Origin of the sequence: Paenibacillus paridis, assembly GCF_006345825.1 — a bacterium.
GTDB classification, from domain to species: domain Bacteria; phylum Bacillota; class Bacilli; order Paenibacillales; family Paenibacillaceae; genus Pristimantibacillus; species Pristimantibacillus paridis.
Window position 1 is genome coordinate 51,524 of record NZ_VCIX01000069.1, and the last position, 22,477, is coordinate 74,000.

15 protein-coding genes are annotated in these 22,477 nt (G+C 48.0%); 2 read left to right on the forward strand and 13 right to left on the reverse strand.

Annotation, left to right across the window (positions count from 1 at the left end; genetic code table 11):
- Positions 1 to 19: 19 nt before the first annotated feature.
- A complete protein-coding gene (locus tag FJQ58_RS04350) occupies positions 20 to 1,381 on the reverse strand; it encodes an asparaginase (protein ID WP_139991210.1) in 1,362 nt (453 codons plus the stop codon).
- Positions 1,382 to 2,105: 724 nt separating this feature from the next.
- Between FJQ58_RS04350 and FJQ58_RS04355 the strand changes: the two genes are divergently transcribed.
- Complete coding sequence (locus tag FJQ58_RS04355; RefSeq protein ID WP_139991211.1) at positions 2,106 to 2,297, forward strand: sporulation protein Cse60; 192 nt, start codon at positions 2,106 to 2,108, stop codon at positions 2,295 to 2,297.
- A gap of 431 nt (positions 2,298 to 2,728) precedes the next feature.
- On the opposite strand, the gene FJQ58_RS04360 is transcribed toward FJQ58_RS04355, so the two are convergent.
- The 5 genes from FJQ58_RS04360 to FJQ58_RS04380 are packed head-to-tail and all read right to left on the reverse strand — an operon-like array spanning position 2,729 to position 11,950.
- The gene (locus FJQ58_RS04360) at positions 2,729 to 3,550 is read right to left on the reverse strand and encodes a class I SAM-dependent methyltransferase (RefSeq protein WP_139991212.1); all 822 of its coding nucleotides are present in this window, start codon (positions 3,548 to 3,550) and stop codon (positions 2,729 to 2,731) included.
- Positions 3,551 to 3,586: 36 nt separating this feature from the next.
- The gene (locus FJQ58_RS04365; protein WP_139991213.1) at positions 3,587 to 5,053 is read right to left on the reverse strand and encodes a stalk domain-containing protein; all 1,467 of its coding nucleotides are present in this window, start codon (positions 5,051 to 5,053) and stop codon (positions 3,587 to 3,589) included.
- Between the two features lie 28 nt (positions 5,054 to 5,081).
- On the reverse strand, positions 5,082 to 7,544 hold the full coding sequence (locus tag FJQ58_RS04370) for a FecR domain-containing protein (RefSeq protein ID WP_139991214.1): 2,463 nt from the start codon (positions 7,542 to 7,544) through the stop codon (positions 5,082 to 5,084).
- On the reverse strand, positions 7,541 to 9,304 hold the full coding sequence (locus tag FJQ58_RS04375; protein ID WP_162341296.1) for a CHASE2 domain-containing protein: 1,764 nt from the start codon (positions 9,302 to 9,304) through the stop codon (positions 7,541 to 7,543). The genes FJQ58_RS04370 and FJQ58_RS04375 overlap by 4 nt, the downstream gene beginning before the upstream one ends.
- Before the next feature lie 27 nt (positions 9,305 to 9,331).
- Positions 9,332 to 11,950 carry an SLC13 family permease gene (locus tag FJQ58_RS04380; RefSeq protein WP_139991216.1) on the reverse strand — a complete coding sequence of 873 codons (2,619 nt, stop codon included), beginning with the start codon at positions 11,948 to 11,950 and terminating at the stop codon, positions 9,332 to 9,334.
- Positions 11,951 to 12,177: 227 nt separating this feature from the next.
- Between FJQ58_RS04380 and FJQ58_RS04385 the strand changes: the two genes are divergently transcribed.
- Positions 12,178 to 12,606 carry a DUF4395 domain-containing protein gene (locus tag FJQ58_RS04385; RefSeq protein WP_139991217.1) on the forward strand — a complete coding sequence of 143 codons (429 nt, stop codon included), beginning with the start codon at positions 12,178 to 12,180 and terminating at the stop codon, positions 12,604 to 12,606.
- Positions 12,607 to 12,707: 101 nt separating this feature from the next.
- Here the strand turns inward: FJQ58_RS04385 and FJQ58_RS04390 are convergent, their stop codons facing one another.
- From FJQ58_RS04390 to FJQ58_RS04420, 7 genes are all read right to left on the reverse strand, one after another.
- The gene (locus FJQ58_RS04390) at positions 12,708 to 13,694 is read right to left on the reverse strand and encodes an oxidoreductase (RefSeq protein WP_139991218.1); all 987 of its coding nucleotides are present in this window, start codon (positions 13,692 to 13,694) and stop codon (positions 12,708 to 12,710) included.
- A gap of 232 nt (positions 13,695 to 13,926) precedes the next feature.
- The gene (locus tag FJQ58_RS04395) at positions 13,927 to 15,246 is read right to left on the reverse strand and encodes a 6-phospho-beta-glucosidase (protein WP_139991219.1); all 1,320 of its coding nucleotides are present in this window, start codon (positions 15,244 to 15,246) and stop codon (positions 13,927 to 13,929) included.
- Positions 15,231 to 16,226: an N-acetylglucosamine kinase gene (locus FJQ58_RS04400; protein WP_139991220.1), complete on the reverse strand. Its 996-nt coding sequence runs from the start codon at positions 16,224 to 16,226 to the stop codon at positions 15,231 to 15,233. Before FJQ58_RS04400 ends, FJQ58_RS04395 begins: the two co-directional genes overlap by 16 nt.
- A 110-nt stretch (positions 16,227 to 16,336) precedes the next feature.
- Positions 16,337 to 17,983: an extracellular solute-binding protein gene (locus FJQ58_RS04405; protein WP_139991221.1), complete on the reverse strand. Its 1,647-nt coding sequence runs from the start codon at positions 17,981 to 17,983 to the stop codon at positions 16,337 to 16,339.
- A gap of 59 nt (positions 17,984 to 18,042) precedes the next feature.
- A complete protein-coding gene (locus FJQ58_RS04410; RefSeq protein ID WP_139991222.1) occupies positions 18,043 to 18,936 on the reverse strand; it encodes a carbohydrate ABC transporter permease in 894 nt (297 codons plus the stop codon).
- A 21-nt stretch (positions 18,937 to 18,957) separates the two neighbouring features.
- Positions 18,958 to 19,911, reverse strand: a complete 954-nt coding sequence (locus FJQ58_RS04415) for an ABC transporter permease (protein WP_139991223.1) — start codon at positions 19,909 to 19,911, stop codon at positions 18,958 to 18,960.
- Between the two features lie 126 nt (positions 19,912 to 20,037).
- The gene (locus FJQ58_RS04420) at positions 20,038 to 20,913 is read right to left on the reverse strand and encodes an AraC family transcriptional regulator (protein WP_139991224.1); all 876 of its coding nucleotides are present in this window, start codon (positions 20,911 to 20,913) and stop codon (positions 20,038 to 20,040) included.
- Between the last annotated feature and the right edge of the window lie 1,564 nt (positions 20,914 to 22,477).

Here is a 22,477-nt window from a genome sequence, read left to right on the forward strand (position 1 = left end):
ACCGTACTCCTCTCAAAAATTATGGCGTCACCGGTGCTGTTTCAGGTGTTGGTTCTGTCGTCACAGGCTCTGTTACGACATCTGTTGCCGCTGGAACCTCTACTTCAGGAGTCGGCTCAGTTACAACAGGCTCAACAATCGGCTCTTCAACCGATGTGCTCAGTACTGTGTTTTCATCAACCGAAATTTCAACATCTTGCGTACCAAACGTTGTGAACCAGCTTCTGATCTTACTTACATCGTTAGTGAATGCAAGTGACAGCAACAGCATCATACGGGCATGTGCCGCATTCAAGTTGTCTCCGCCAATTACGCTGCCGCTTCCGCTATCATAGATAGAACCAGAGCCCGTTCTAGTCGTCGATACGAATACTACGCCTTTATCTCTGATTGCGGCTGTGCGAGCTGTACTTAGAGCTGACGAAATACCGCCTGCGCCTGTACCTGCTGTTACAATTCCTTTAGCGCCGTCTTCTACAAGTCCGCGAATAGCGCCGCCGCCTGCTTCTTGATAGCTATATACGATTTCGACCTTAGGAAGGCTGTCTTTAGAAATGGTTTTAAGATCGAATGGTGAAGCCCATGCTGCTGTACCTGCTTTAGCTGCTCTTGCAGGAGCACGGTAAATACGAACAGCTGGATCATCTACGTAACCAAGTGCACCAAACATTGGAGCATCAAAGGTATCATTGCGGTGAGCGTTTGTTTTGGTAACTTCACGAGCCGCATAAATCACGTCGTTAAGCATAACTACTGTGCCAAACCATTTTGTTTTCGCGCTGCCTGCTACTTTAATCGCTTGATAAAGGTTGGCAGGACCATCTGTACCGATAACATCCCATGGTCTCATCGCACCCGTAACTACGACTGGTTTTTCGCTGCGAACCGTAAGATCAAGGAAGTAAGCAATCTCTTCCATCGTATCTGTACCTGTTGTTACCACAGCGCTGTCGTAAATTTCAAGCGCAGCGTCAACAGCTAGCGACAGGTCGTAAAGCTCTTTCATTGTGTATCCGCCTGATCCTTTGTTTCCGAATTGGAAAGTCGAAACGTCGGCAATTTTATTTTTACCAGGCAGTTGGGCTACCATATCAGCCATAAGGAAAGTTCCCGCTGCGTAGTTTTGGAAATTTGTTTTATCATCATTTCTTGCTTTACCTGCAATTGTACCGCCAGTTGCAACTACGATAACATTAGGAAGAGCGGAAGTTTTTTGCTCATCTGTCAGAGCAGGAATGTTAAAGGTAGGTAATTGTGGCGCTTCCTCTGCGCGAACAAAATCCGTTCTCGCCAGCACTCCAACCATTGCTGCTAGCAGTGAGAGTACTAATAATGGAATAAGAACCTTTTTCGCCATCTCGCTTTTTACCATTTGTGTCATATTAACTTCTCCTCCTGTGTTATATATTTCTCTCTGTCTATTCCATAGTCTATTTTATGTTATATAAGTTAACAAGCTAAAAAACGGCGAATAAAGCGTTAACAATAGGTTTTATCTCTATAAATCTCTTTATAACACCCTCTCACTCTCTTTATTGCAGATTACAAATGTTAGTTTTATTTACACAAAACCTCTCTAAATCTAATATATTGTTTTCCATAATGATACCTAAACATAATAAATTTCCTGACCACAAACTGCAGTTACTCCTTTATTAAATCAGATATATATTTTAAAAATCCGATCAAAATACGAACGATTAAAACTAAAAGTATCGATTAATTAAAATATTTCAATTCTATTATTCATTTTTTTACATATAGAATAAAATCCTCTTCGTTACTCACGGATTATGACTGCTTATGTCCCTCCGCCAAAATCTAACATGGAAACTATCGCATATCCCCCTCGTGTAAACTTTCCACACAAACTCTTCCTTCGCTTAGCGCCATTCCAGCCAACTTGTACCACTTTTCATCACGCAAGCAAAAAGCTCCATTTCGCTTTATTTATGCCGCTGCGCGTCTTTTTTTGCATTCAAGCTTGGTTATGCAACTCCCGTAGTTGACACTCACAATTCCCAATGCTATGGTGGACGTGAAAAGGCATTCCGCTACTTTCGCGGGGTGCCTATCTGTCTATTTGGCAAGGGGGTGTGATCAGCATGATACAGGTAAAAGAGTTTATCGATACGGATACGGTATTTGCAGAAAAAAGGGCAAACGAGTTTCTGGCGGAGCTCAATGACGATCAAGTCATTAATATTTGCTACGGCTCCATGATCAAGACTGCAACATCCGGCAACACCTACCAACGCAGCACGATTCTGGTCGTTTATAAGCAAAACAAAGAATAGGATTAAAGAAAGCGGGTGATCCACCATTAAGCCCCGTCAGGACAATCTGGCACCACCTTCGAAGAAGGGGAATGAGGCAAAGGACATTCGAGGCACTAAAGTAGATAAGTGGGAAGTTTTCTTCCATGTTCTTTCATGTACGGCAACGATCGCTATTATTGCAGCAGCTATCGGATATACCGTTTACCTATTGGTTAAGCAATAAGAACAGCTGCGCATTGCAACCGTTATCACTTATTTAGCACGGAGGTTGATCATGAACCATTTTACTAACGATCGATTGTTTATGTTAAAGAGCGGAATATTCACAAAGCCATAGTCCTCCTCCCCCTGTCCCATCAGGAAATCAAAGAAGCAAGCAGCCTGCCGGGTAACGGCGTCAGCTACTTGCTTCTTTGCGTTATATCCTATAGTTGTCCTTGATTTCCATGCTACTTCACACCCAGACGCATGCGATAGCTAAACATAACCTCAAGTGTCCGTCCTGCAAAATAACGCTCAACACTGCTCTTAAAGGCTTGAAGCGTCGAATGAAGCTCTGACGATCCGAGCTTGAACACAGCCTGTATGCCGCCTTGGCTAAGCGCCAAACCAATATACCGCTCCGCATCGCATGTCTCCATATTGTGGAACACAATCTCTTTGGCAAACTGAAAATGTCCACTCTTCCTTATCTGCTCCAGATGTTGTTCCTTATCCCGCTTGCTTGCCCGATTTTTCTCAGGAATTCGCTTGGCGATAATTTCTTCAGTGTGGTTAATCAACTGCTGGTACTCCGCTTCCACGCTCCAATGCAGCGTTGGCGGCCAATCGCAATCGTAAGCGGCAAATACGCCTCCCGGCTGAAGAACCCGGGCAAACTCGCGTAGCGTGCTGACCGGCTCCATCCAATGAAAGGATTGGGAGCATGTAACAACGCTAACGCTTTCTCCGTCCAGAGGCAGCTTGTCCGAATATCCCTTAACAAAGGAGATATGCTCCGCTCCCGTTATCTCAGACAAACGAGAGATTGCCTTGCCTCTCATATCATCATTAGGTTCTATGCCAATGATACGCTCAGCATGCTCACGCCACACAAAGGAGGAGAGGCCCGTGCCACAGCCTACATCCGCAACGAGCTCAGGCGAGCGGCCCAAATAACTAGTAAGAATCGTTATAACGGCCGTCGGCGCTTTCGGTCGATGCTGATCATAATCATTTTCAAATCCGGAGAAACGATCAATATTATTTTGCGAATGGCTTCCTTGTGTCATTGCACAGCCTCCATCCAAAGGATATTGCTAAGCTTATTACTGCCCGCTGCCTATAATAATAGCATTGTATTCCGTATCCTGCACAAGCACTAATGAGGCGGCGTCCGCCAAATGGTTAGCCTCTATATAAAGGGCGCCCTTCACCAACACGACAGTTTGCTTCGCATTTGCTTTAAGCGCAAGCTTCCAGTCGCTTTTGGTCAATAGAACCTCCTTGGTTGCCGCGTTCCATTTGATTTCCGCTCCCCACGCTTCAAACACCGCACGAGCCGGAAGATAGGTCTTATCCCCGCTTTTGTAAGGCTTCTGCTCAGCAGCAAACTTAACTTGCTTGCCATTTAACCATACTTGCATATCCTTGCTAGCTGGCAAAAGCTCCGTGCCCGCAATCAAATCCTCTACAGTTTGAATAGGTTTAAGCGCCTTTGGATCAACCTCAAGCGTCTTGACGCCGTTGTTCAACGTATCGGAAACGTATAATTTCCCCGCCGTATAAAGCAGAGCAGAGGGCTGATTAAATTGAGCTATTTCCGCTGCGCCTACCTTATCTCCAGGCGCAGTCTGGCCTGCAATGGAGATAACCCCTCCGTCAGCTTGTACGGCGCGAATCCGGTTATTCAAGCTGTCTGCAACAAACAGCACGCCGCCCGCATAAGCCAGGCCGCGTGGCCGGTTGAATTTAGCATCCCCACTCTTGCCGTTTACATAGCCGCCCGCCATATAACCGGTCAATGCATCTACAGCCGTTGGTTTGCCGGCGATTGTCGTCACCTTGCCATCACGGATGTAACGAATCAAATGGTTGCCGCTATCCGCTACATATAATCCGCCCTTCTCGTCGAATACAAGGCCCGCAGGCTCGTTAAACAACGCTTCAGAGGCACAGCCGTCCTTATAGCCGCCAGCCGCATTTGCCACTCCCGCAAAAACTGTCGTCACGCCTTCAGGAGAGATGACGCGAATGACGTTATTCAGCGAATCAGCGACATAGACATTATCCTTCGCATCAACCGCCAGTCCAGCCGGTGCATTAAACTGCGCCTCTCCGAATTTCCCGTCCTTATTTCCTGCTTTGCCGTTACCAGCAGCCGTATACACCCGATCATTTACGATTCTGCGGACGACATGGTTATCTGTATCGCTGACATAAATAACGCCTTTACTGTTTACTGCCGAGTAAGAAGGATGGTTAAAGGTTGAATTCGCGGCCGTACCGTCAAAATATCCCTGCTTCGTCAGCGCCGTTACTGGCGTAAGCTTGCCATCTTGCCATTTATTGACTTGATTGCTGCCCGAACTGACAACAATAATGCCGCCATCCGCGGCAGCAGCCAGCCCCCAGGGCTGACTGACCTTCTCAATAACTCTCACAACCGCCGTTGCATCGACTGTATTAGCGGCAGTGGCAGTAGCTTCCGTTGCCGCTGCGTAGGCCGTAACATTAACCGCGACAAGCGCGGTAGCAAGCGCCGTGCTCACTGCTAGTAATCGCATTTTCTTCATGGGAGTGCTCCTTTCGGCTTCTCATATTTTATAGAGGCGGCGGACTAACCCAAACAATTAGGTAAATTCCATCAATTTGTTCACCGTTTTGCATAATAGGGATGTAGAGTTCATACCAACCAGGCCTAACATAAGGCTGATTAAAGTAAGAGCCTAACAGAGTCAGCTCGCGAGTTGCCCCATCGCCTGTCAATCGATAAACTTCATCCTCTAATCTATAAGGAGGCTCAAATCCTTCACAGGACCCAGCAAATCCATAGCAATACATTCTGATTTCTCCGATATCATATCCAAGCGTATGAATCGTGACTTTTTCGTCCGTTTGTTCCAGGCCATCATAAAGGAATTGAACGTAATAAGGTTGCAGAGTAGCCGCACTTCTTAAGTAAAAGTTGTGTTCTTCTTTCTGTACATCCATGGTTTCCGGATTTAGCCATGCCCACGGTTCAACTACAACCTTGATATTCGCTCCGTATTCCATAGGATTAGAAAGTACCACGATTAATTGATCGGCGCTCTCAGGGTCCACAGTTACGCTATCAACGCTAACATTTGTGCATGGCTGGTCACCTTCATTTTCGCCACCCTCGACTAGCGGAGGAGACTCTCCAAAGTCGCAAACCTTAACAGCCAAGCCGTCTCCAAGCACAGAACGCAACTTTACAAGCGGCGTAGTAAACGGCAGAACCAATGTTGAAGCATCACTCATATACGCGGATTCGCTCAACGGTTCCGGCGGAGCAGCCCTGCGTACATTTGCGTAGATATCGATCGTCCCTTCAACGGGATTATCATTTCTATCGACGGGATGAATGCTTATTTTATATAAACCAACATCCAAATCCTCGCTAGCAAAATAAGAACCAAATAACGTAACACTCAAAATCGTTTGGTAAGAGGGAGAAACGCTAGTGGAAACACTCATAATATCATTTAAATTATATACATATTCTGGCGGACATTCATCATCAGCAGAACAGATCCTAGTCACCTCAGCATACTGCATATCGTACTGGTAACCGAGAGAACTAAACGCTGCCATCCAATTTACCTGTGAATCAGGGTCCCCATGAATATAATCAAACTGGGTGTAATCCTCCTTGAATTTGAATTCAAAACCCTCATTCCCCTCTTCATTTACGGTAACTTGATCCAAGTCTTGCACAGCGCCAGTATCAGCATTTTTAAGCTGGTTAGCGTAGACGGTGATTCGAATATCAGAGCCATATGCAACAGCTTCTCGCAGTTCAATAGACATCCGGTCAGAAAAAGATGAATCGATGGAGATTTTATCTACCATCTCGGTGCGATCAATATAACCCTCGGTTTCAGGCTGGAAAATCTCAAATTTGATGACTTGAGAAGCATCAGCAGGAGTAATATCATTTATGTTGTTGAGAGCAATATTTGTTGTAAAAGGTAAAATAAAAACTTTATCGTTTCTCATATACGTATACAGATTGCTATAAAATTCCGAGGCATCCAGCACAGGTGGTGCCAGAGGCAATTCAGTCGGCATAGGCGACGGCACTATCGTCGGTGTCGCAACCGGCCCTTCCGTAGGCGCGATTGTAGGCGTTGCAACCGGTTCATCCGTAGGCATCACCGGTGGTGTCGCCGTTGGCGCCACAGTCGGCGTCACTGTAGGAGTCGGCGTCGGAGTAGCTGTCGGTGTAATTATACTGCCGCCACCGCCAGTTTGACCTGTTTTATCCTCGTATACGATGGTGGAGTCGGTCGTCGACCCCACATTCTCATTAGCAGCTGCAGCCGCTTCTTCTTTTTTCAACTTTTCAATTTGCTGCTTCACCTGGCCAATTAACGTTTTGTCTGATTTGGCATCTTTCTCCAGCAGCTGCAGGTAATGCTCCAATGCGATAAGCGGGAGGTCAAGATAGTTTAACTTCTCTTTCTTCCCTTCTCCCTTTTGGTCCAACCGCAGCTGTTCATTAGGGTTCACAAGGGTCTCTGCCGCACGCTTGTCACCATGCTTAGTTTTCACAGCGCCTTCAAAGACGCCTACATAGCTTTGCTCATCCTCATAGCGGACAGTAAACTGCGTACCCATAACGCCCATGATCGCCGTCGGCGTCTCAATCTCAAAACGAGAGTCGCCATCCAGCTTCTTTTTAATCGAAATGACTACCTTGCCCTTCAAAAGGCTGAGGCTTGTCTTGCCGCTAAGCGCTTTAGCGCTTTTGACAAGCTCACTGACAACCAGCGTCGTATTCGTGCCGATGGTCACCTCTTTGTCACTGTCCAGATCCATCGTTATCTTACCGTCACTACCCGTCATAATCGTATCGCCCTGCGTAATGGCCATCCCTTTAAAAGCATTAAACTTCTTGGAGCCGCCGCTTTTTTTCACTTCCGCTTTGCCCTCTACAGCCGTCACTTTCCCCGCTTTATCCGTGTCCTTCGCAAACACTGCCGTAGGCAGAACAAGCGCCATGACGAGCAAAGAAATGATGATCAACTTCAATGACTTCATTGCAATCCCTCCAATTCATAGATCGTAATGCCTTGCTCTTTCCCTTTAACCTTGATCTCCCCAAGCGAACTCGCCTTAATTCGATCCTTAACCGCTTGATATACCGCATCGCTCAAAATAATTTGGCCCGGCTTTGCGTTGCTCTCCAGCCGCGCCGTCGTATTGACCGTATCGCCAATGGCTGTATAATCCATCCTGCTTTTTGACCCAATGTTGCCGAAGACAGCAGGACCCGTATGGATGCCGAGGCCAAACTTCACGCCAAAGCCAAAACGTTCAATTAGCTTGCGCTCCAGCGCAGCCGAGCCTTCCTTCATCGCCCAAGCAGCCTGAACGGCGCGCATCGGATGATCCTCGAGCAGCAGCGGCGCGTTGAAAATAGCCATGGCCGCATCGCCAATGAACTTATCCAGCGTTCCATCAAACTTAAAGATGCAATTGGCCGCCAGATCGAGGTACTCATTTAATATTTCAACGATTTCCTCTGGCTCCGCCTTCTCCGAGAGAGGCGTAAAGCCGCGGATATCGACAAACAAAACAGTTAGTTCCCGGCGCGTTCCGCCGAGCTTCAGCCCTTCGTCGCCATTTTTCAAAATCTGGTTAACCACTTCTGGCGCAACGTACCTCCCAAATATATCGGTAACTCTGCGTCGCTCCAGCAGTTCCTCCACATAATGAAAGCCAACGACCACAATACAGCTGATAATGAGCAGCGGCACGGCATATCCGATTGAGACAATGATTCCCTTGCCATACAAGTAGCTGCTTCCCACTACAAAAACCACAATAAGTACCGCAACGGACAAGAAAGAAATCAGCATGTTCCACTTTCGGAATAAATAATAGGCCAGCGCCGCCGCGATAAGCAAAATAAGCGCGTTCCATTTCCAATCAAGTTCATGCTTCAAGTGACGATCCATCAGCGCCTGAATAATGTTTGCATGAATCTCAACCCCGTACATGGGATTCTTCACTTGCAACGGAGTCAGATAGTCATCTTTAAACCCTGTCGCATAAGGCCCAATAAGAACGATACGGTCTTTAAAATAATCCGCTGGCACATCGCCGTTCAGCACGGCAGAATAAGAAACGGCTTCATACTGCTCGGGCTTGCCGCTATAAGCGATATGAAACCGCCCAAATGCGTCCAGCGGCAGCATTTCCGCGTCGACCGAACCGCCCGCGCGCTCCATAAACATTTGATAAATGACCCAAGAAAAACTCTCAACCGTCTCCCCCTGGTACTGAAAGCTGTACAGGGAGTTCCGGACAACCCGATCGCGATCAGGGATCGTATTAATATGGCCGACCGCAGCGGCTGCCGCCTTTAGTTCCGGGAACGGTTCCGACATCTCCAACGCTTCAATCGCCCCCTGTTTAGCAGAGGAAGCAAACGTGCCATATACCGGCATGATCACATTGCCCGCTTGCGCTACAGCAGCAATCAACGCTTCATCTGCGGAAGTATCATCCGCCGAAGGCGCAGGAAACGTAACGTCAAAGGCAATGACCGCCGGGTCCCCCTCGGCAAGTGTATCAATAAGCTGCGCATGAACATTGCGGTTCCAAGGCCAGCTCCCATATTCGTTTACACTCTCGTCATCGATGGCGATAATAGCAATCCGAGTGTCAATATCGCTTTCTTTTTGCATAAATCGGTCTTGGAAGAAATAATCCATCGTATCCAGCGATCCCCTATACATCAGGAACACCGACAGCGCCGTTAATGCGGCAATGATATGGATAAGCTTAAGCTTCATAGCAGCCTCCTTTCTTTGTTGATCCATTTAATTAATCAGATGGAGCCACTTCCAGTAGGGAACGCAAAGCAAGGCGACCAGAAAGACCGCAAGCCCGTACCCCAGAGCAACCTTTTGCGCTTGCCTGTGGGTAAACGATTTGCCCTCCGTGCTATAGTAAGCCGTTAAATAGGTTGGAGATTGATAGGTAAAGAAGAACGGGTCTGTTGCGAGCAAAATAATAAACACCAGCACCCACGGATGAATACCCATCGCTTCACCCAAAGGAACGATAGCTGTTACCAGCAATATAACGGCAGGATCATCCCGAATTACAAGCGTCACCACAAACGAAACAAGAATAACAGCTGCCAGGAACAACGCAGGAGACGTATCAAAAAAAGACAAATGCTCACTCAAAAAACCTGACAGCAACTCAGCGATTCCAAGCTGCCCAGCTACACCCGCGAAACTAAATGCAGCTCCAAGGAATAGCAGAAACGTCCAGTCGATGCCCACAGAGACGGTCCGCTTATCCAACACGCCGCTAATCACTAAAGCAGCAAAGCCAAGCAGCATGATCCACGTGCTGTCTATGCCATGCATCGGCTGAAGCACCATCAAGCCAATGCAGCTAATTACGGTCCAAAGCGATACGCGTTCGTCCTTGGTTAGGGGACCGAGCAAACGAAGCTGCTCGTTCAGAACTTCCCCCGTCACCATCTTAGACGGCTCTATTTTACGGAACATGTATAACAAAATAATTAGGAGCACCGCACCAAAAACAATAAAGGCAGGCAGCGCGTACAGAAACCATTGCAGCCATGACACGGAACGCTCGGAGGAAGCAAGGCCGTAAGCCATAACATTGGTGTAAGAGCCGGTGAGCACAAAAGGGGCGGTAAATCCGAAAAAGACCATAGCCACCAATCCGAGACCCGCCGCCCCCTCAGTCTTCTCCCCATAACCCATAGACTCCGCCAGCGTTTGCGCCATCGGCACGCCTAGCGATGCTTTGGCTGATGAAGAGGGAAGCAGCGGATTAAGCAGAGCCCCTCCCGCAACAATTCCCCATAACTGGCCCCGGTAACTCGCAGGAAACCGCTTAAGGGCATGCAAGGCAAACCGATAGGAGATGCCTGACTTCGTAATAACCGCGCTCATCGCCATAATAAAAATCATAAATAGCCAAGAGCTTGAGGCAAATCCGGACATCGCCGTCTCAGGCGAGGCCACGCCTCCAATTACCCATAACATGATCATGCCAAGCGCTACCACATAATCCGGCATGACCGGCACTATCCACATGATGACGGCCGCAATGGCTATGCCAACAAAACGCATGCCCGCTTCCGACAACCCGCCAATCGGGTCCATAACAAAGGACAACACAATACAAAGCAGCGCAGCACCGATAGCCGCCGCTTCACCTGCACGATTGCCCTTTAATAATTGTCCAGCGCTCCGCACAAGCACCTCACTGCGCTTCCTCGCGAGCTTCTGCTTAGCAAGCCCATACGCACGATCCGCGCGGATCAACTCCCCTTCAGTTGCGGGATCGCTGCCCGCCGCAGCTTCCGCCAGCTTCATATACTCCAGTGCCTGATTGTTTCTGCCTAGCTTCCGGCACAGCTCTGTTCCCATTTCGTACAAGAACAAAAGCTCAACGGGTTTAAATTCATACGTTCGGTTCAAAGCCGTCTCTATAACTGCGATGCCTGCTTCTGGTGAGTGGTTATCGCAGTAAGGGAGATAGGTTTCCAAAACAGAAAAACGCACGGCAAGCTGTTCAAGCGGGCAACGGCCAAAAATAAGCAATACTTCTGAACGCTGTTCATCAGTCAGCACTTTCCCTTCGCGCGCATAAGTATCCAGTGCCAGCGGCCAGTTGCCTCTATCAGCCTGAATAAAAATCGAATCCGCCCATAGCCCCTGCGACGCATACCAAGCTGCCGCCTGTTCTGCCCAACCCGCCATTTCGTCATAGCCGTAACGTTCTTTGCTTATATCATCTAGCACTGGTTTCAGTCCGCTCGAGATGGTGAGCCACTCAGATGTCATTGGATTTTCTTGAAAGCATTGCCTAAGGAAGGAGTTTTTCGCAAATGCTGTTTCTAGTGTGAGGGTAAAGGTCTGCTCTGCAAGCTTCCTGCTAACAAGCGGAACTTGGGCGCACCATAGCAGAAAGTGCGCAAGCTGCTCCGGCAATTGTCCAAGCTCGCGGGCAACACGCTCGGATTCCGCCTTCTTCGCTGCTTGAAGACGGTCATTCGTTGCCATTAACCGCTGTGACAGAAGTCTGATAAAATAGGTGGAAAATGTCGTATTATCGTTAACTAGGCGGTCGAATGCGTTGCTATCAATGATATAAAGCACAGTATCTTCAGAAGCAACGGCCTCCGCAGATCTGGCTTCGCCAGTAAGCAGCGCCATTTCGCCCACAACCTCGCCTTCGCCTAGCAGAGCCAAGGAACGCTTTGTGCTATTTTCCACGCTGGAAAAAAGCTCAATCGTACCGCTTTCAATAATAAACATATAGTCGCCAGCATCACCTTGTCGGAACAACGGAGTGCCAGCAGCAAACTTCCGTTTATCCAACATGCCCAAAAGCTTGGCAAGCTCCATATTGGATAGGCCTTTAAACATTTCAATCCCAGTAAGATTCACCTATTAATCTACCTCTTGTTTGGAAATTAGTTCTTTAGTTGTACGAATCTATTATATATGAAAAGCAAATTAAATAGTAAGTTGTCGAAAGTTATCACATAAAAAAATTTGATGCCTTACATCCGACTATTTTTATTTTTTAAGATCACTCAGAGTCTCTTGCCAAATCATAAAGAATTCACTACTATTAAATTAAATAAATCCAATAAGGAAAGTTGGTTTTGTTCATGAAGGAGATCCCAATCCCGTACGTACGCAGTAATCAGACCGGTATTGTCGTTGTACTTCTTATCGCCATAGGACTTCAATTGCCATGGCTCATTGCTGCGCTATGGATCATTCAGGTGACGGGACTTATCTTCGGCCCGAAAGCCAATATATTCATTCGCATTGCCCGCCCGTTCCTCACCCGTTATGTCGCTTCATCCCAGACGGAAGCAGCCGAGCTGCAGCGCTTTAACAACACGCTTGGAGTAGGCTTTCTCACCTTTGCTTTGCTAAGCTTCGCACTCGGCTGGCAAGTAGCTGGCTATATTTTTGCAGGCATGATGGGCGCTGCCGCGCTAGCCGCCATTCTCGGGCATTGCATTGGGTGCACGATATATTTTCAATTCAAGCAGTTTCGCGCACGCCAGCGACTGAACCGAGAATCATAATTAAATACCGGCTTTTGCGAGGATGAATAAGGCTGAACCCTCTATAGAAAAGGGATCAGCCTTATTCACTGCTGAAATGTGGAATCAGCCGTTGCTGCCCACTACAGCCTCACTATTACCCGGCCGCTCGACCGCCCTTTCAATAACGCAGCCACTCGCTCGCTTACCTGATCCAGCGCAATTTCCTCGCACAGCCCCTCCAGCTTCGCCGGCTTATAAGCACCCGCCAGTTTCTCCCATACTCGAATACGCGTTTCCATGCTTGCCATGACCGAGTCGATGCCAATGAGACGAACTCCCCGAATGATAAAAGGGAAAACCGTCATAGAAAGCTCCGAACCCCCAGTTAAGCCGCTCGCAGCAACAACACCACCATACTTCACCTGCGGCAGAAGCGAAGACAAGGTTTCACCACCGACACAGTCGATGGCTCCAGCCCAAAGCTGCTTGTCCAGCGCTCGCTTTGATCCGTCCGCAAGCTCTTCGCGGGATAAAATTCGCTTCACGCCAAGCGCTTTTAAATAATCATGCTTATCGAGTTTCCCCGTGCTAGCAACCACTTCATAGCCAAGCTTGGCTGCAATTGCAGCTGCAACACTTCCAACGCCTCCGGTTGCTCCCGTCACCAGTATCTCGCCATCCTCCGGGCGAACCCCATTTTGCTGAAGCTCATAAACCGACAGCGCCGCTGTAAACCCCGCCGTCCCCATAATCATCGCTTCTTTTAATGAAAGGCCGCTCGGCAGCCTAACCGCCCACTCCGCCGGTACGCGCGCATATTCGCTATAACCTCCAAAATGGCTGACGCCAAGCCCATACCCGGTAATGATGACCTCATCGCCAGCCCGGAACCGCTCGCTCTCACTCGAGATAACCGTTCCGGCCAAATCAATCCCGGGCACGAATGGATAACTCTTCACAACGCCGCCGTTCGCCTTAAAGGCCAACGCATCTTTATAATTCACACTGGAATACGCTACTCGGATGAGCAAATCGCCCGCAGGCAAATCACTCCTCTCTAACAGCTTCGTTTCTGCAATGATTTCGTTATCTATTTGATTAAGCACTAGCGCTTTAAACATTGACATCGAAAGACCTCCACGCCTTACTAAAGGCTATAGTCGAGAAGCAGCACAGCGAGCAAAGGCTACCTCCTCGCACGATCCCTTAGCTTATCCCCTCCGTATCTACATTACCAGTTCTGCTTTCAGAATGCGACTTGGCCCTTGAACGCAAAAAAAAGGCCAGCCCAAACGTCATAGCTTCCCTAATCATGCAAAAGACGCCCCGGCAGCCTATTCGGCTCCAGGACGCCATCCTTTATTCAGCTGCGCCAACTTCCGCGAAAAAATGCGGCAAGTAAACCTTATTTTGCTCCAGCATTTCCTCCAGCATCGCCTGCGCATCATTCACGGAATCAACCAATGGATGATGCGCCAGCGCCACCAAGGCCGTATCACGGTTGCCAGTTACCGCAGCCTCGATTGCCAGTTGCTCATACACCTTTACAGCTTGGATTAACCCTTTGGCAGCAGCCGGAACAATGGCCACAGGCTGCGGAATCGGTCCATCCTTCGTCACGATGCAGTTCACTTCAATGCAAGCATCATCCGGCAAAAAATCAAGCACTCCCCGGTTAGGTACGTTCAAGGTTTGAATGTCGCCGCTATCGTTATACAACGAATTCATTAGCTTCACCGCCGCTTCCGAATAATAAGCGCCGCCGCGCTGCTCCAGCTGCTTCGGCTTCTCCGACAGGTTCGGGTCCTTATAAATCTCAAACAGCTCGTCCTCCAGCCGCTTAACCGTCTCCGCCCGCGTCTCTCCTTTGGCCGCGGCAGCCTTCTGCTCCTCCAAAATCTCCCGCTGCAAGTAAAAATATTTTAAATAATACGAAGGAACTGCCTTCAACGAGCGAAGCAGACTGCCATTCCAAGCGTATTGCGGCACATTCTTAGCCGAATAGCCATCCTGATTATTCAGCAGCTCATCAAGCTTGGATTCGCCGTTCACCTTAATCGTGCTGATCCAATGCAAATGGTTAAGACCAGCGAATTCGCAATAAATGTCTTCAGCCGGAACCTGATACACAGCGGAAAGCCACTTATAGGCGGCAATCGGCGAATTGCATAACCCTATCGATTTAATGCTTGAATGTTTATGAATAGCCTCCGTGACCATGCCGGCCGGATTCGTAAAGTTAAGCAGCCAGGCATTCGGGCAAAGCTCCTCCATGTCCTTGCAAATCTCCAGCAGGACAGGGATCGTCCGCAGCGCCTTCATCATGCCGCCGGCACCCGTTGTTTCTTGGCCAATCATATTGTATTTGAGCGGAATCGACTCATCCCACCCGCGAGCTTCGAGCCTGCCAACGCGCATTTGCGTCGTGACGAAGTCAGCGCCCGCAAGCACCGAACGCCGGTCCAGCGTCAATTTCAGCCTGATGGGAAGACCTGACTTTTCAATCATGCGCAGTGCCAGCTCACCTACAATAGCAAGCTTATTTCGCCCTTCAGCGATATCAACAAGCACGATTTCCGTTACGGGAAAGGTCGCATAGTTCAAAATAAAACCTTCAATTAATTCCGGCGTATAGGATGACCCGCCGCCAATTACCACTACTTTCAGTCCAGCACCCATTCCACAGGAGCCTCCTTCACAGATAAGCGCTCATTTAAACTCTCGTATACAGACTCCTCGATGACCAAGGTCATCTTCTCCATCGCCAACAATAAAGCGCCCGCGACAGGCTCCATCGTAAGAACCGCCAGATTGCAGCCAGGAGCTGCCTTCTTCACCTGTTGTTCAAGATAAGGAGCAATGTAACCATTATCCCCGCGGGTAAGCACGCTGCCGACCATGACAAGATCGAATTCATCCCCGTTCATCCCAAGCTTCTGAATGACAGCGCTTGCCGCCACCCCAAGCTCTTCCCCCTGGCGTCGCAAGATACGTCGTGCAACACCATCCCCCTGCTCAGCCGCTTCAAACAGCAGCTTCGCAAGCAAATGCGGAATGGCCTTCCCATGGTCCAAATAATCATGAAACATTTGCTCTACCGTTTCATATCCGAGCATTCGAAGCGTCAAGCCCGTCAGCAGCGTAGGCTGCTCCCTGCCTTCCCAAGCACGAATCACCGATCGAAACACTTCCACCGCAAGATTGCTGCCGCCGCCAAAATCACCAAAGGCGTAACCAAAGCCGCCGCATTGCAAACTCTCGCCCCGCTTATTGATACCAAAGCTGTTCGTGCCGCTGCCGCATATGACGACAACGCCATCCGCTTGTTTGGTCCCAGCCCGCAAACCAATGACCGTATCGCACACAATCTCATGATTTCGGAAGCCTAGCTTTGCAATCATCGGTCTTAAAATTTGAAAGTCCGCTTCGCGGTCGGCACCCGCAAGCCCAAATACCGCGTAAGCAATCTCTTCCTTTTCCACTTTCGCTTGCAGCATTGCATAGATAACAGCTGCCTGAATATTGCTTCTCGCTAGCTCCACACCCAATTGATGATTTCCGCAGCCGCTTTCGCCTAGCCCAAGAACACGGCCCGCTTTATCGGATACAACCGCTATCGTCTTACTGCCCCCGCCATCAACACCCAAATAATATGTCAAATATAATCGCTCCCATATGAATGCTTGGTTTTGGAGGCCGTTTTTCTCAAGTCCAAATTACGGCCTCCTAGCCCGCTGCAGCAGATCGATTTTTGCGCTTTACCCGCGCTTTATTTTAGTTTGCTGACATTCTCTTGCCATTTCGTCGTTTTGTATTTCAACAACTTCTCATAACCAGCCTTCTGGGCGTCGGCTTCCGCTTTATCCAGAATGCTTGCCACTTCCTCATCCGAAGCTGCATTCATAATCGCTTTAGCCCTTGCCTTCTCATAAATATCGAAAATGCTCTGTGCCACGATCCCCTCATCGGTATCTCCTGCCGGGTCCAGGTTCACGAACTCCGTCGTGTCGTACTGCGTTTTCCATGTAATTTCCGACTGCCAATACGTTTCCCAGCTCCGTTTCTCCGCTGGAAGCGTTGACTCGAACTTCATTTTTGAATCGTCGACATATACGGTATTGCCGTTCCATTGGAAGTTGACGGTAGCTGCCATTAATGCCTCGCGGCCTTCAATGTCACTCGTGAATTTCTCAGTGAACTGCGGCGCTTCTTCCGCATCCGTACCTTCCCAGTAAAGCCCTTCCGGTCCCCACATAATGATGCGTTGACCCTCAGGTCCGGTAAACCAGTCAAGGAATGCGAAGACCGCTTCCGGATCTTTGGCCGCCTTCGTAATTACGCTGACATTCCAGCCCAGCTGTTTGTAATCGCCAGGGAAAATTTTGTTTTTATCAAGCCCTGCCTTATGCACCGGCCACACCATAATGTAGCCTGCATCCGGGTCATCCGCCTTCAGCAGCGCATTTCCTTTGGCCCCGAACTCCGTCGGGCTGGATGCTGCGAAAACCGCGATTTTACCCGTCATGACCTTCTGCTCCACCTGCTCCAGCTTTTGCGTAAAGGAATCCTGGGAAATCAGCTTCTCACGATACAGCTTGCTTGCATATTGAATCGATTCGCGGAACGCCGCATCCGTAAAGATCGAGCCGAGCTGGTCGCCTGTCGGCACGGCTTTCATAGCGTTATACGTATAAGGACGGTTTTCGGCGAAAGCCGATACCAGCACATCGATACCCGACGCACTTTGTCCTACTTCAAGAGGCACAACATCCGGATATTTCGCCTTCACTTGCGTCAAATAGGCATACAGATCATCCGTCGTTTCAAGACTCGGCGAGCCTAGCTCTTCATAGATTTTTTTGTTGACCAAGTAGCCGGCATTGCCGTTCGGCTGCGTCGTATACCAGTTCGGGAACTGATAGAGCTTGCCATCCGGAGAGCGCAGCATGTCCAGCGTCGCCTCACCGGCCCATCTTTTCAAATTCGGATATTTATCCAAATAATCGTCGAACGGAACAAGTAGTCCTTCCGAACGAAGCTTCTCGACATCCGCGTCACGCTCCATCCAAATCACATCCGGAAGCTCCTGCGATACGATCATCGTATTCAGCTTCTGCTTGGCGCTGCCTCCCGAGCTAATTGGCACCACATTCACTTTTTTATTGTCCTTAATCCACTTTGTTGAAAGATCTTCGCCCCAAGGCGGCATCGTATACCAGTCATAGTGCCCGTAGAAAGAGAACTCAAGCGGCTGTTCGCCCAAAACGAACGATGCTGTGTCGGCATTTGGACTACCGTTCGTCCCTTCCGTCGTCCCTGCATTCGTCTCCTTATTGCTCGAGCACCCCGCTAATACCAGAACGAATACCAATGAGACTGACAATGCTGCGTGAAAAGCTTTACTGAATGTTATCATCGCCCAAACTCCCTTCCGCATGTTTATCTATGGTTAAAGCTAACGCCTTGAACCCGTGGTTATTCCTTCAAGGAACCAATCAGAACGCCTTTCACGAAATACTTTTGCACAAAAGGATACACGCATAAAATAGGAACCGTCGCAACCATCATCGTGGCCATCGACAGCGATTTCGTCGTTACAGCCCGCATCGAGCTCATGCGTCCCTGCGCCGCGGAATCCATTTGCGACATCTGCTCCAGCATAATGTTGGAGTTCAATATTTGCTGAAGCTTCGTCTGGATCGGCAGCAAGTCAATATTGGAAATATACAGACTCGGCGAGAACCAGTCATTCCAGTGGTAAACCGCCGTAAATAGCGATAGCGTGGCAATGACAGGACCCGAAAGGGGAAAAATAATGCGGAATAAAATTCCCCAGTTGCTGGAGCCGTCGATTTGCGCCGACTCCTCCAGTCCGCCCGGAATTCCCATAAAGAAGGTCCGGAAGATAATCATGTTCCATACGCTAATAATGCCGGGAATAACCATGACCCAAAACGAATTCATCAGGTCAAGCTCACGGATAAGCAGGTAACTCGGAATCAAGCCGCCGCTAAAATACATCGTCAGCACGCAAAAGATCATGTAGAACTTTTTGCCGATCAGATTTCGCTTAGTCATGCCGTAGGCGAAGATCGCCGTTGCCGCTATGGATAACACCGTACCTACAACCGTCCGCAGCACCGAGATGACGAAGCCGTCGATCAGCCGCTTGTCTTTAAACACCACCTCGTAATTATCGAGGGAAAATACGCGCGGCCAAAACGTGATGCCGCCCAGCATCGTGTCCGTTCCCGCGTTGAACGAAATGACTGCGGCATTCCAGAAAGGATAGAAGGCAGTAAAGCCGAGTAAAAACAGTAATAAATAGTTGACTGTCACAAAGGTTTTGTCACCAAAGGATAATTTCATCGCTGCATCTCCCTTCTCTCCTTACCACAAGCTGTTGCCCGACCGGCGTGCCAAGTAATTAGCCCCTGCCAGCAATCCGACGCTAATGACAGCTTTGAAAAGGCCGGCTGCCGTCGCGTAGGAGAATCGGGAATTTTGAATGCCCACCCGGTAGACATACGTATCGATTACGTCGCTGACGTCACGCAGCACAGGGTTCCCCGCAAGGAGCAATATGTCTTCGAATCCGGCGTTGAGCAGATTGCCTATAGCCAAAATAGAGAAAACGACGATAACAGGTAAAATGGACGGAATCGTGATGGAAAAGATTTGCCTCACCTTGCTCGCTCCATCAATAGACGCAGCTTCATACAAATGAGGGTTTATGCCGGCGATAGCAGCCAGATACACGATAGAAGCAAAGCCAATTTCCTTCCACACGCCTGTCGTAACGAGAATGGCCCAGAAATACTCCGGCAGTGACAAGAAATTGATGGGCTCTTTGATGAGATGGAGCGATTCAAGCAAAATATTCAAGCTGCCGTTGTCGGTCGAGAGCATTGATACCACAAATCCCGATACGATAACCCAAGATAAAAAGTGAGGCAAATAGCTGATCGTTTGAACGATTCTTTTGAAGATGCGGTTATTGATCTCATTGAGCATTAATGCCAGGATGATCGGTGCCGGAAAGCCTACGCCCAGCTTCAGCAAGCTGATCACAAGCGTGTTGCGCATGACGGTCCAAAATTCCGGTGCATGGAAAAACATTTCAAAATGCTTGAAGCCTACCCAAGGGCTATTCATGAATCCTTTGAAAATACTGTAATCCTGAAAAGCCATGAGCACGCCGTACATCGGAATGTAGCTGAATACAAAGATAAAGAGCAGCGCTGGGATGACCATCAGTTGGATGTCCCATTGCTTCATGAATCGCTTAGTCAGCCCTGGCTGCTTAAACACATGCTGTGATTTTCTAATATTGGTTTGCAGCATGGTCACCCTCCTTTTATGTTAGGTTTACTAACTCATTGCGTCATATGTTTTATATCTCTATTCTAGCTTGCCAGACACGCCCATTCTCCTCCAAAATGCTTGATAACCGACACTATCTTACTGTTTTCAGCCGGTTCGGCTTTTTGAGGATTTCGGAGATGTACCGACATGTTTCTTGAACAGACGATTAAAGTTGGACAAGCTTCGGAAACCGCATTCCAGCGCAATATCTGTAATTTTCATCTCGCTCGTTTCCAGCAGCATAGCCGCGTGCGCCAAACGGATGTGGATAAGATATAGCAATGGCGGAGTGCCTACCGCGCGCCGGAACAGGTCGCTGAATCTGGACGGACTTAAATATACAAGCCCCGCCAGCTCTTCCAGCGTCCATGGATGGGCGAAATTTTGCTCCATGTCATAAATGACCTTGCGCATTTTCTCCAGCTGCCTAGCACCGATGCTGTCCTTTCCCCGAGCCAGCCCCTCCGTGCGAAAATGTCGGTTGATGCATACGAGAAAACGCAGCATATTCGCATAAACGATGGACCCGAAAGAATTCTCTCCCTTGTCATGCTCCTCTTGAAGCTCCATCAACAAGGTTCTAAGCTCTATGATTTGCGGCTTGTCCCGATCCAACAAATTCGTGAAATGCACGCCCATTTCTTTAAACGGATACAGAATTTCAGGATCAAAGCGCATGCTGTTCATAAACCAATTGGCATCAAAGGAAATGACCTGCATGACCAGATCCTTCGTCTCATAGGCGCAGTGCAGGTCATTCGAATTGATGAGCAGAATATCACCCTCTTGAAATTCAAAGGTTTGGCCGTTGATGATGTAATAGCCGGTCCCCGATTTGATCAAATTGATCTCAAGCACATCATGCCAATGCAGCTTCTGATAGTAGGCGCTTACCCCAATGGTATCCACCACCTGTATCGGATAATGCTTGGCCAAAACAAGCTTTTCTCTCGGAATATCCGCGTTTCTCGCTGCCCTCATAACAACCTCTCCTCTTTGTAAAAGAAATATAAATCCTCATAATACCTAACACATACATAACTTAAAAACACGTAAAACTATTCGTTTTCTATATGCTAACTCATTTAATGTCAAATAACATTACATAATTTTCAGTTAATTAGAGGAAAAGCTCATGTTATTATGTTGAAAAAATGGTCGAAATTATGGTCGCTGCCGCAAGTAGATCATTCTTACGATCGCGGTTGCAGCCAGATTCTTCGATTTCATTAGACATATAAAGGTAAGAATCTGACTGCAAAGGCGAACGCTCCGTTTCTCCAGAACAATTTTCTTGTTTCGTTTCCCATTCACAATAATTAAATCAACTTTTATAGTTATTTTAAAAACCACTTTAACGACTGATAGCCGCTTATGCTTCTTACATAAACGTTTCTTTATCCCTCAGCGGGCAAGCAACTCGACAGTGACGTACCCAAGAAAAACCACCTGCTTATCGCAGAAACTACCTGCCCCTCCACTCTGACATGTCGAAAAGTAACCTCTATTTATAGCAGATATGAGCAGCCTTTCTGCGCCGATTAATACATGCCTATAAGTAACTCAACAGTAACCAGCCTCAATAGCACACTATTTATCGCAGATCCCCGCTCCCCCTCGCTTAGTATTAAAAACTAACCTCTATTTAATTGCGGATACGAGCAGCCGTTCTGCACCGGTTAATACCTACCTATAAGTAACCCAACACTAATGAACCCCAATAGCACCCTATTTATCGCAGATTCCCACTCCCCTCGCTCAGTATCAAAAACTAACTTCTATTTAATTGCGGATATGAGCAGCTATTCTGCACCGGTTTATACATGCTTGTAAGTATTTCAACAGCAACCAGCCTCAATAGCACCCTATATATCACAGATACCGCCCATTCCCCTCGCTCAGTATCAAAAACTAACTTCTATTTAATTGCGGATATGAGCAGCCGTTCTGCACCAATACATACCTGTAAGTAACTCAACAGTAACCAGCCTCAATAGCACAATATTTATCGCAGATACCGCCGATTCCCCTCGCTCAGTATCAAAAACTAACCTCTAGTTAATTGCGGATATGAGCAGCCGTTCTGCATCGGTTAATACATGCTTGTAAGCACCTCACTTGTGTAGTTACTCTATGTCGCTTAAAACACAACTGAAGTAACTTGTTCAGGCAGCTACTTTGCAACGTTTAACGGGAATTTTTCCTGTTAATATTGACTCAAACGGTACTCTGATGATGTTTAACAGGATTTTCTCCCGTTAATATCATTCAAATGACCTTTCGAACGTGAAATGGGCTAATTTAACAGGAGGTATTCCAGCTAATTGATTGTGGAGTAGACACATTGATCATTTAGCGGGAGAAATTCCACTAGCGTTGCATTAAACCTGTCCTAGTCTTGTAGGTATCTAAGTTTGTTCAATAATTCACAAACTTTCAAGCTTCAATTAAGTAAAAAACAGCTCCACCTAAGCGTAGGTAACCGAGTCCCAAAAAAAGTTAAATATACTTTTATCTGTTTCTCTTCTTCGGCTGGCGTATGATC

Bases quoted from the DNA above. Each gene is read 5' to 3' on its own strand.
- FJQ58_RS04420 (WP_139991224.1), bottom strand. From the start codon at position 20,913: ATGAGGGCAGCGAGAAACGCGGATATTCCGAGAGAAAAGCTTGTTTTG.
- FJQ58_RS04415 (WP_139991223.1), bottom strand. From the start codon at position 19,911: ATGCTGCAAACCAATATTAGAAAATCACAGCATGTGTTTAAGCAGCCA.
- FJQ58_RS04385 (WP_139991217.1), top strand. From the start codon at position 12,178: ATGAAGGAGATCCCAATCCCGTACGTACGCAGTAATCAGACCGGTATT.
- FJQ58_RS04375 (WP_162341296.1), bottom strand. From the start codon at position 9,304: ATGAAGCTTAAGCTTATCCATATCATTGCCGCATTAACGGCGCTGTCG.
- FJQ58_RS04410 (WP_139991222.1), bottom strand. From the start codon at position 18,936: ATGAAATTATCCTTTGGTGACAAAACCTTTGTGACAGTCAACTATTTA.
- FJQ58_RS04370 (WP_139991214.1), bottom strand. From the start codon at position 7,544: ATGAAGTCATTGAAGTTGATCATCATTTCTTTGCTCGTCATGGCGCTT.
- FJQ58_RS04355 (WP_139991211.1), top strand. From the start codon at position 2,106: ATGATACAGGTAAAAGAGTTTATCGATACGGATACGGTATTTGCAGAA.
- FJQ58_RS04350 (WP_139991210.1), bottom strand. From the start codon at position 1,381: ATGACACAAATGGTAAAAAGCGAGATGGCGAAAAAGGTTCTTATTCCA.
- FJQ58_RS04365 (WP_139991213.1), bottom strand. From the start codon at position 5,053: ATGAAGAAAATGCGATTACTAGCAGTGAGCACGGCGCTTGCTACCGCG.
- FJQ58_RS04405 (WP_139991221.1), bottom strand. From the start codon at position 17,983: ATGATAACATTCAGTAAAGCTTTTCACGCAGCATTGTCAGTCTCATTG.
- FJQ58_RS04360 (WP_139991212.1), bottom strand. From the start codon at position 3,550: ATGACACAAGGAAGCCATTCGCAAAATAATATTGATCGTTTCTCCGGA.
- FJQ58_RS04390 (WP_139991218.1), bottom strand. From the start codon at position 13,694: ATGTCAATGTTTAAAGCGCTAGTGCTTAATCAAATAGATAACGAAATC.
- FJQ58_RS04395 (WP_139991219.1), bottom strand. From the start codon at position 15,246: ATGGGTGCTGGACTGAAAGTAGTGGTAATTGGCGGCGGGTCATCCTAT.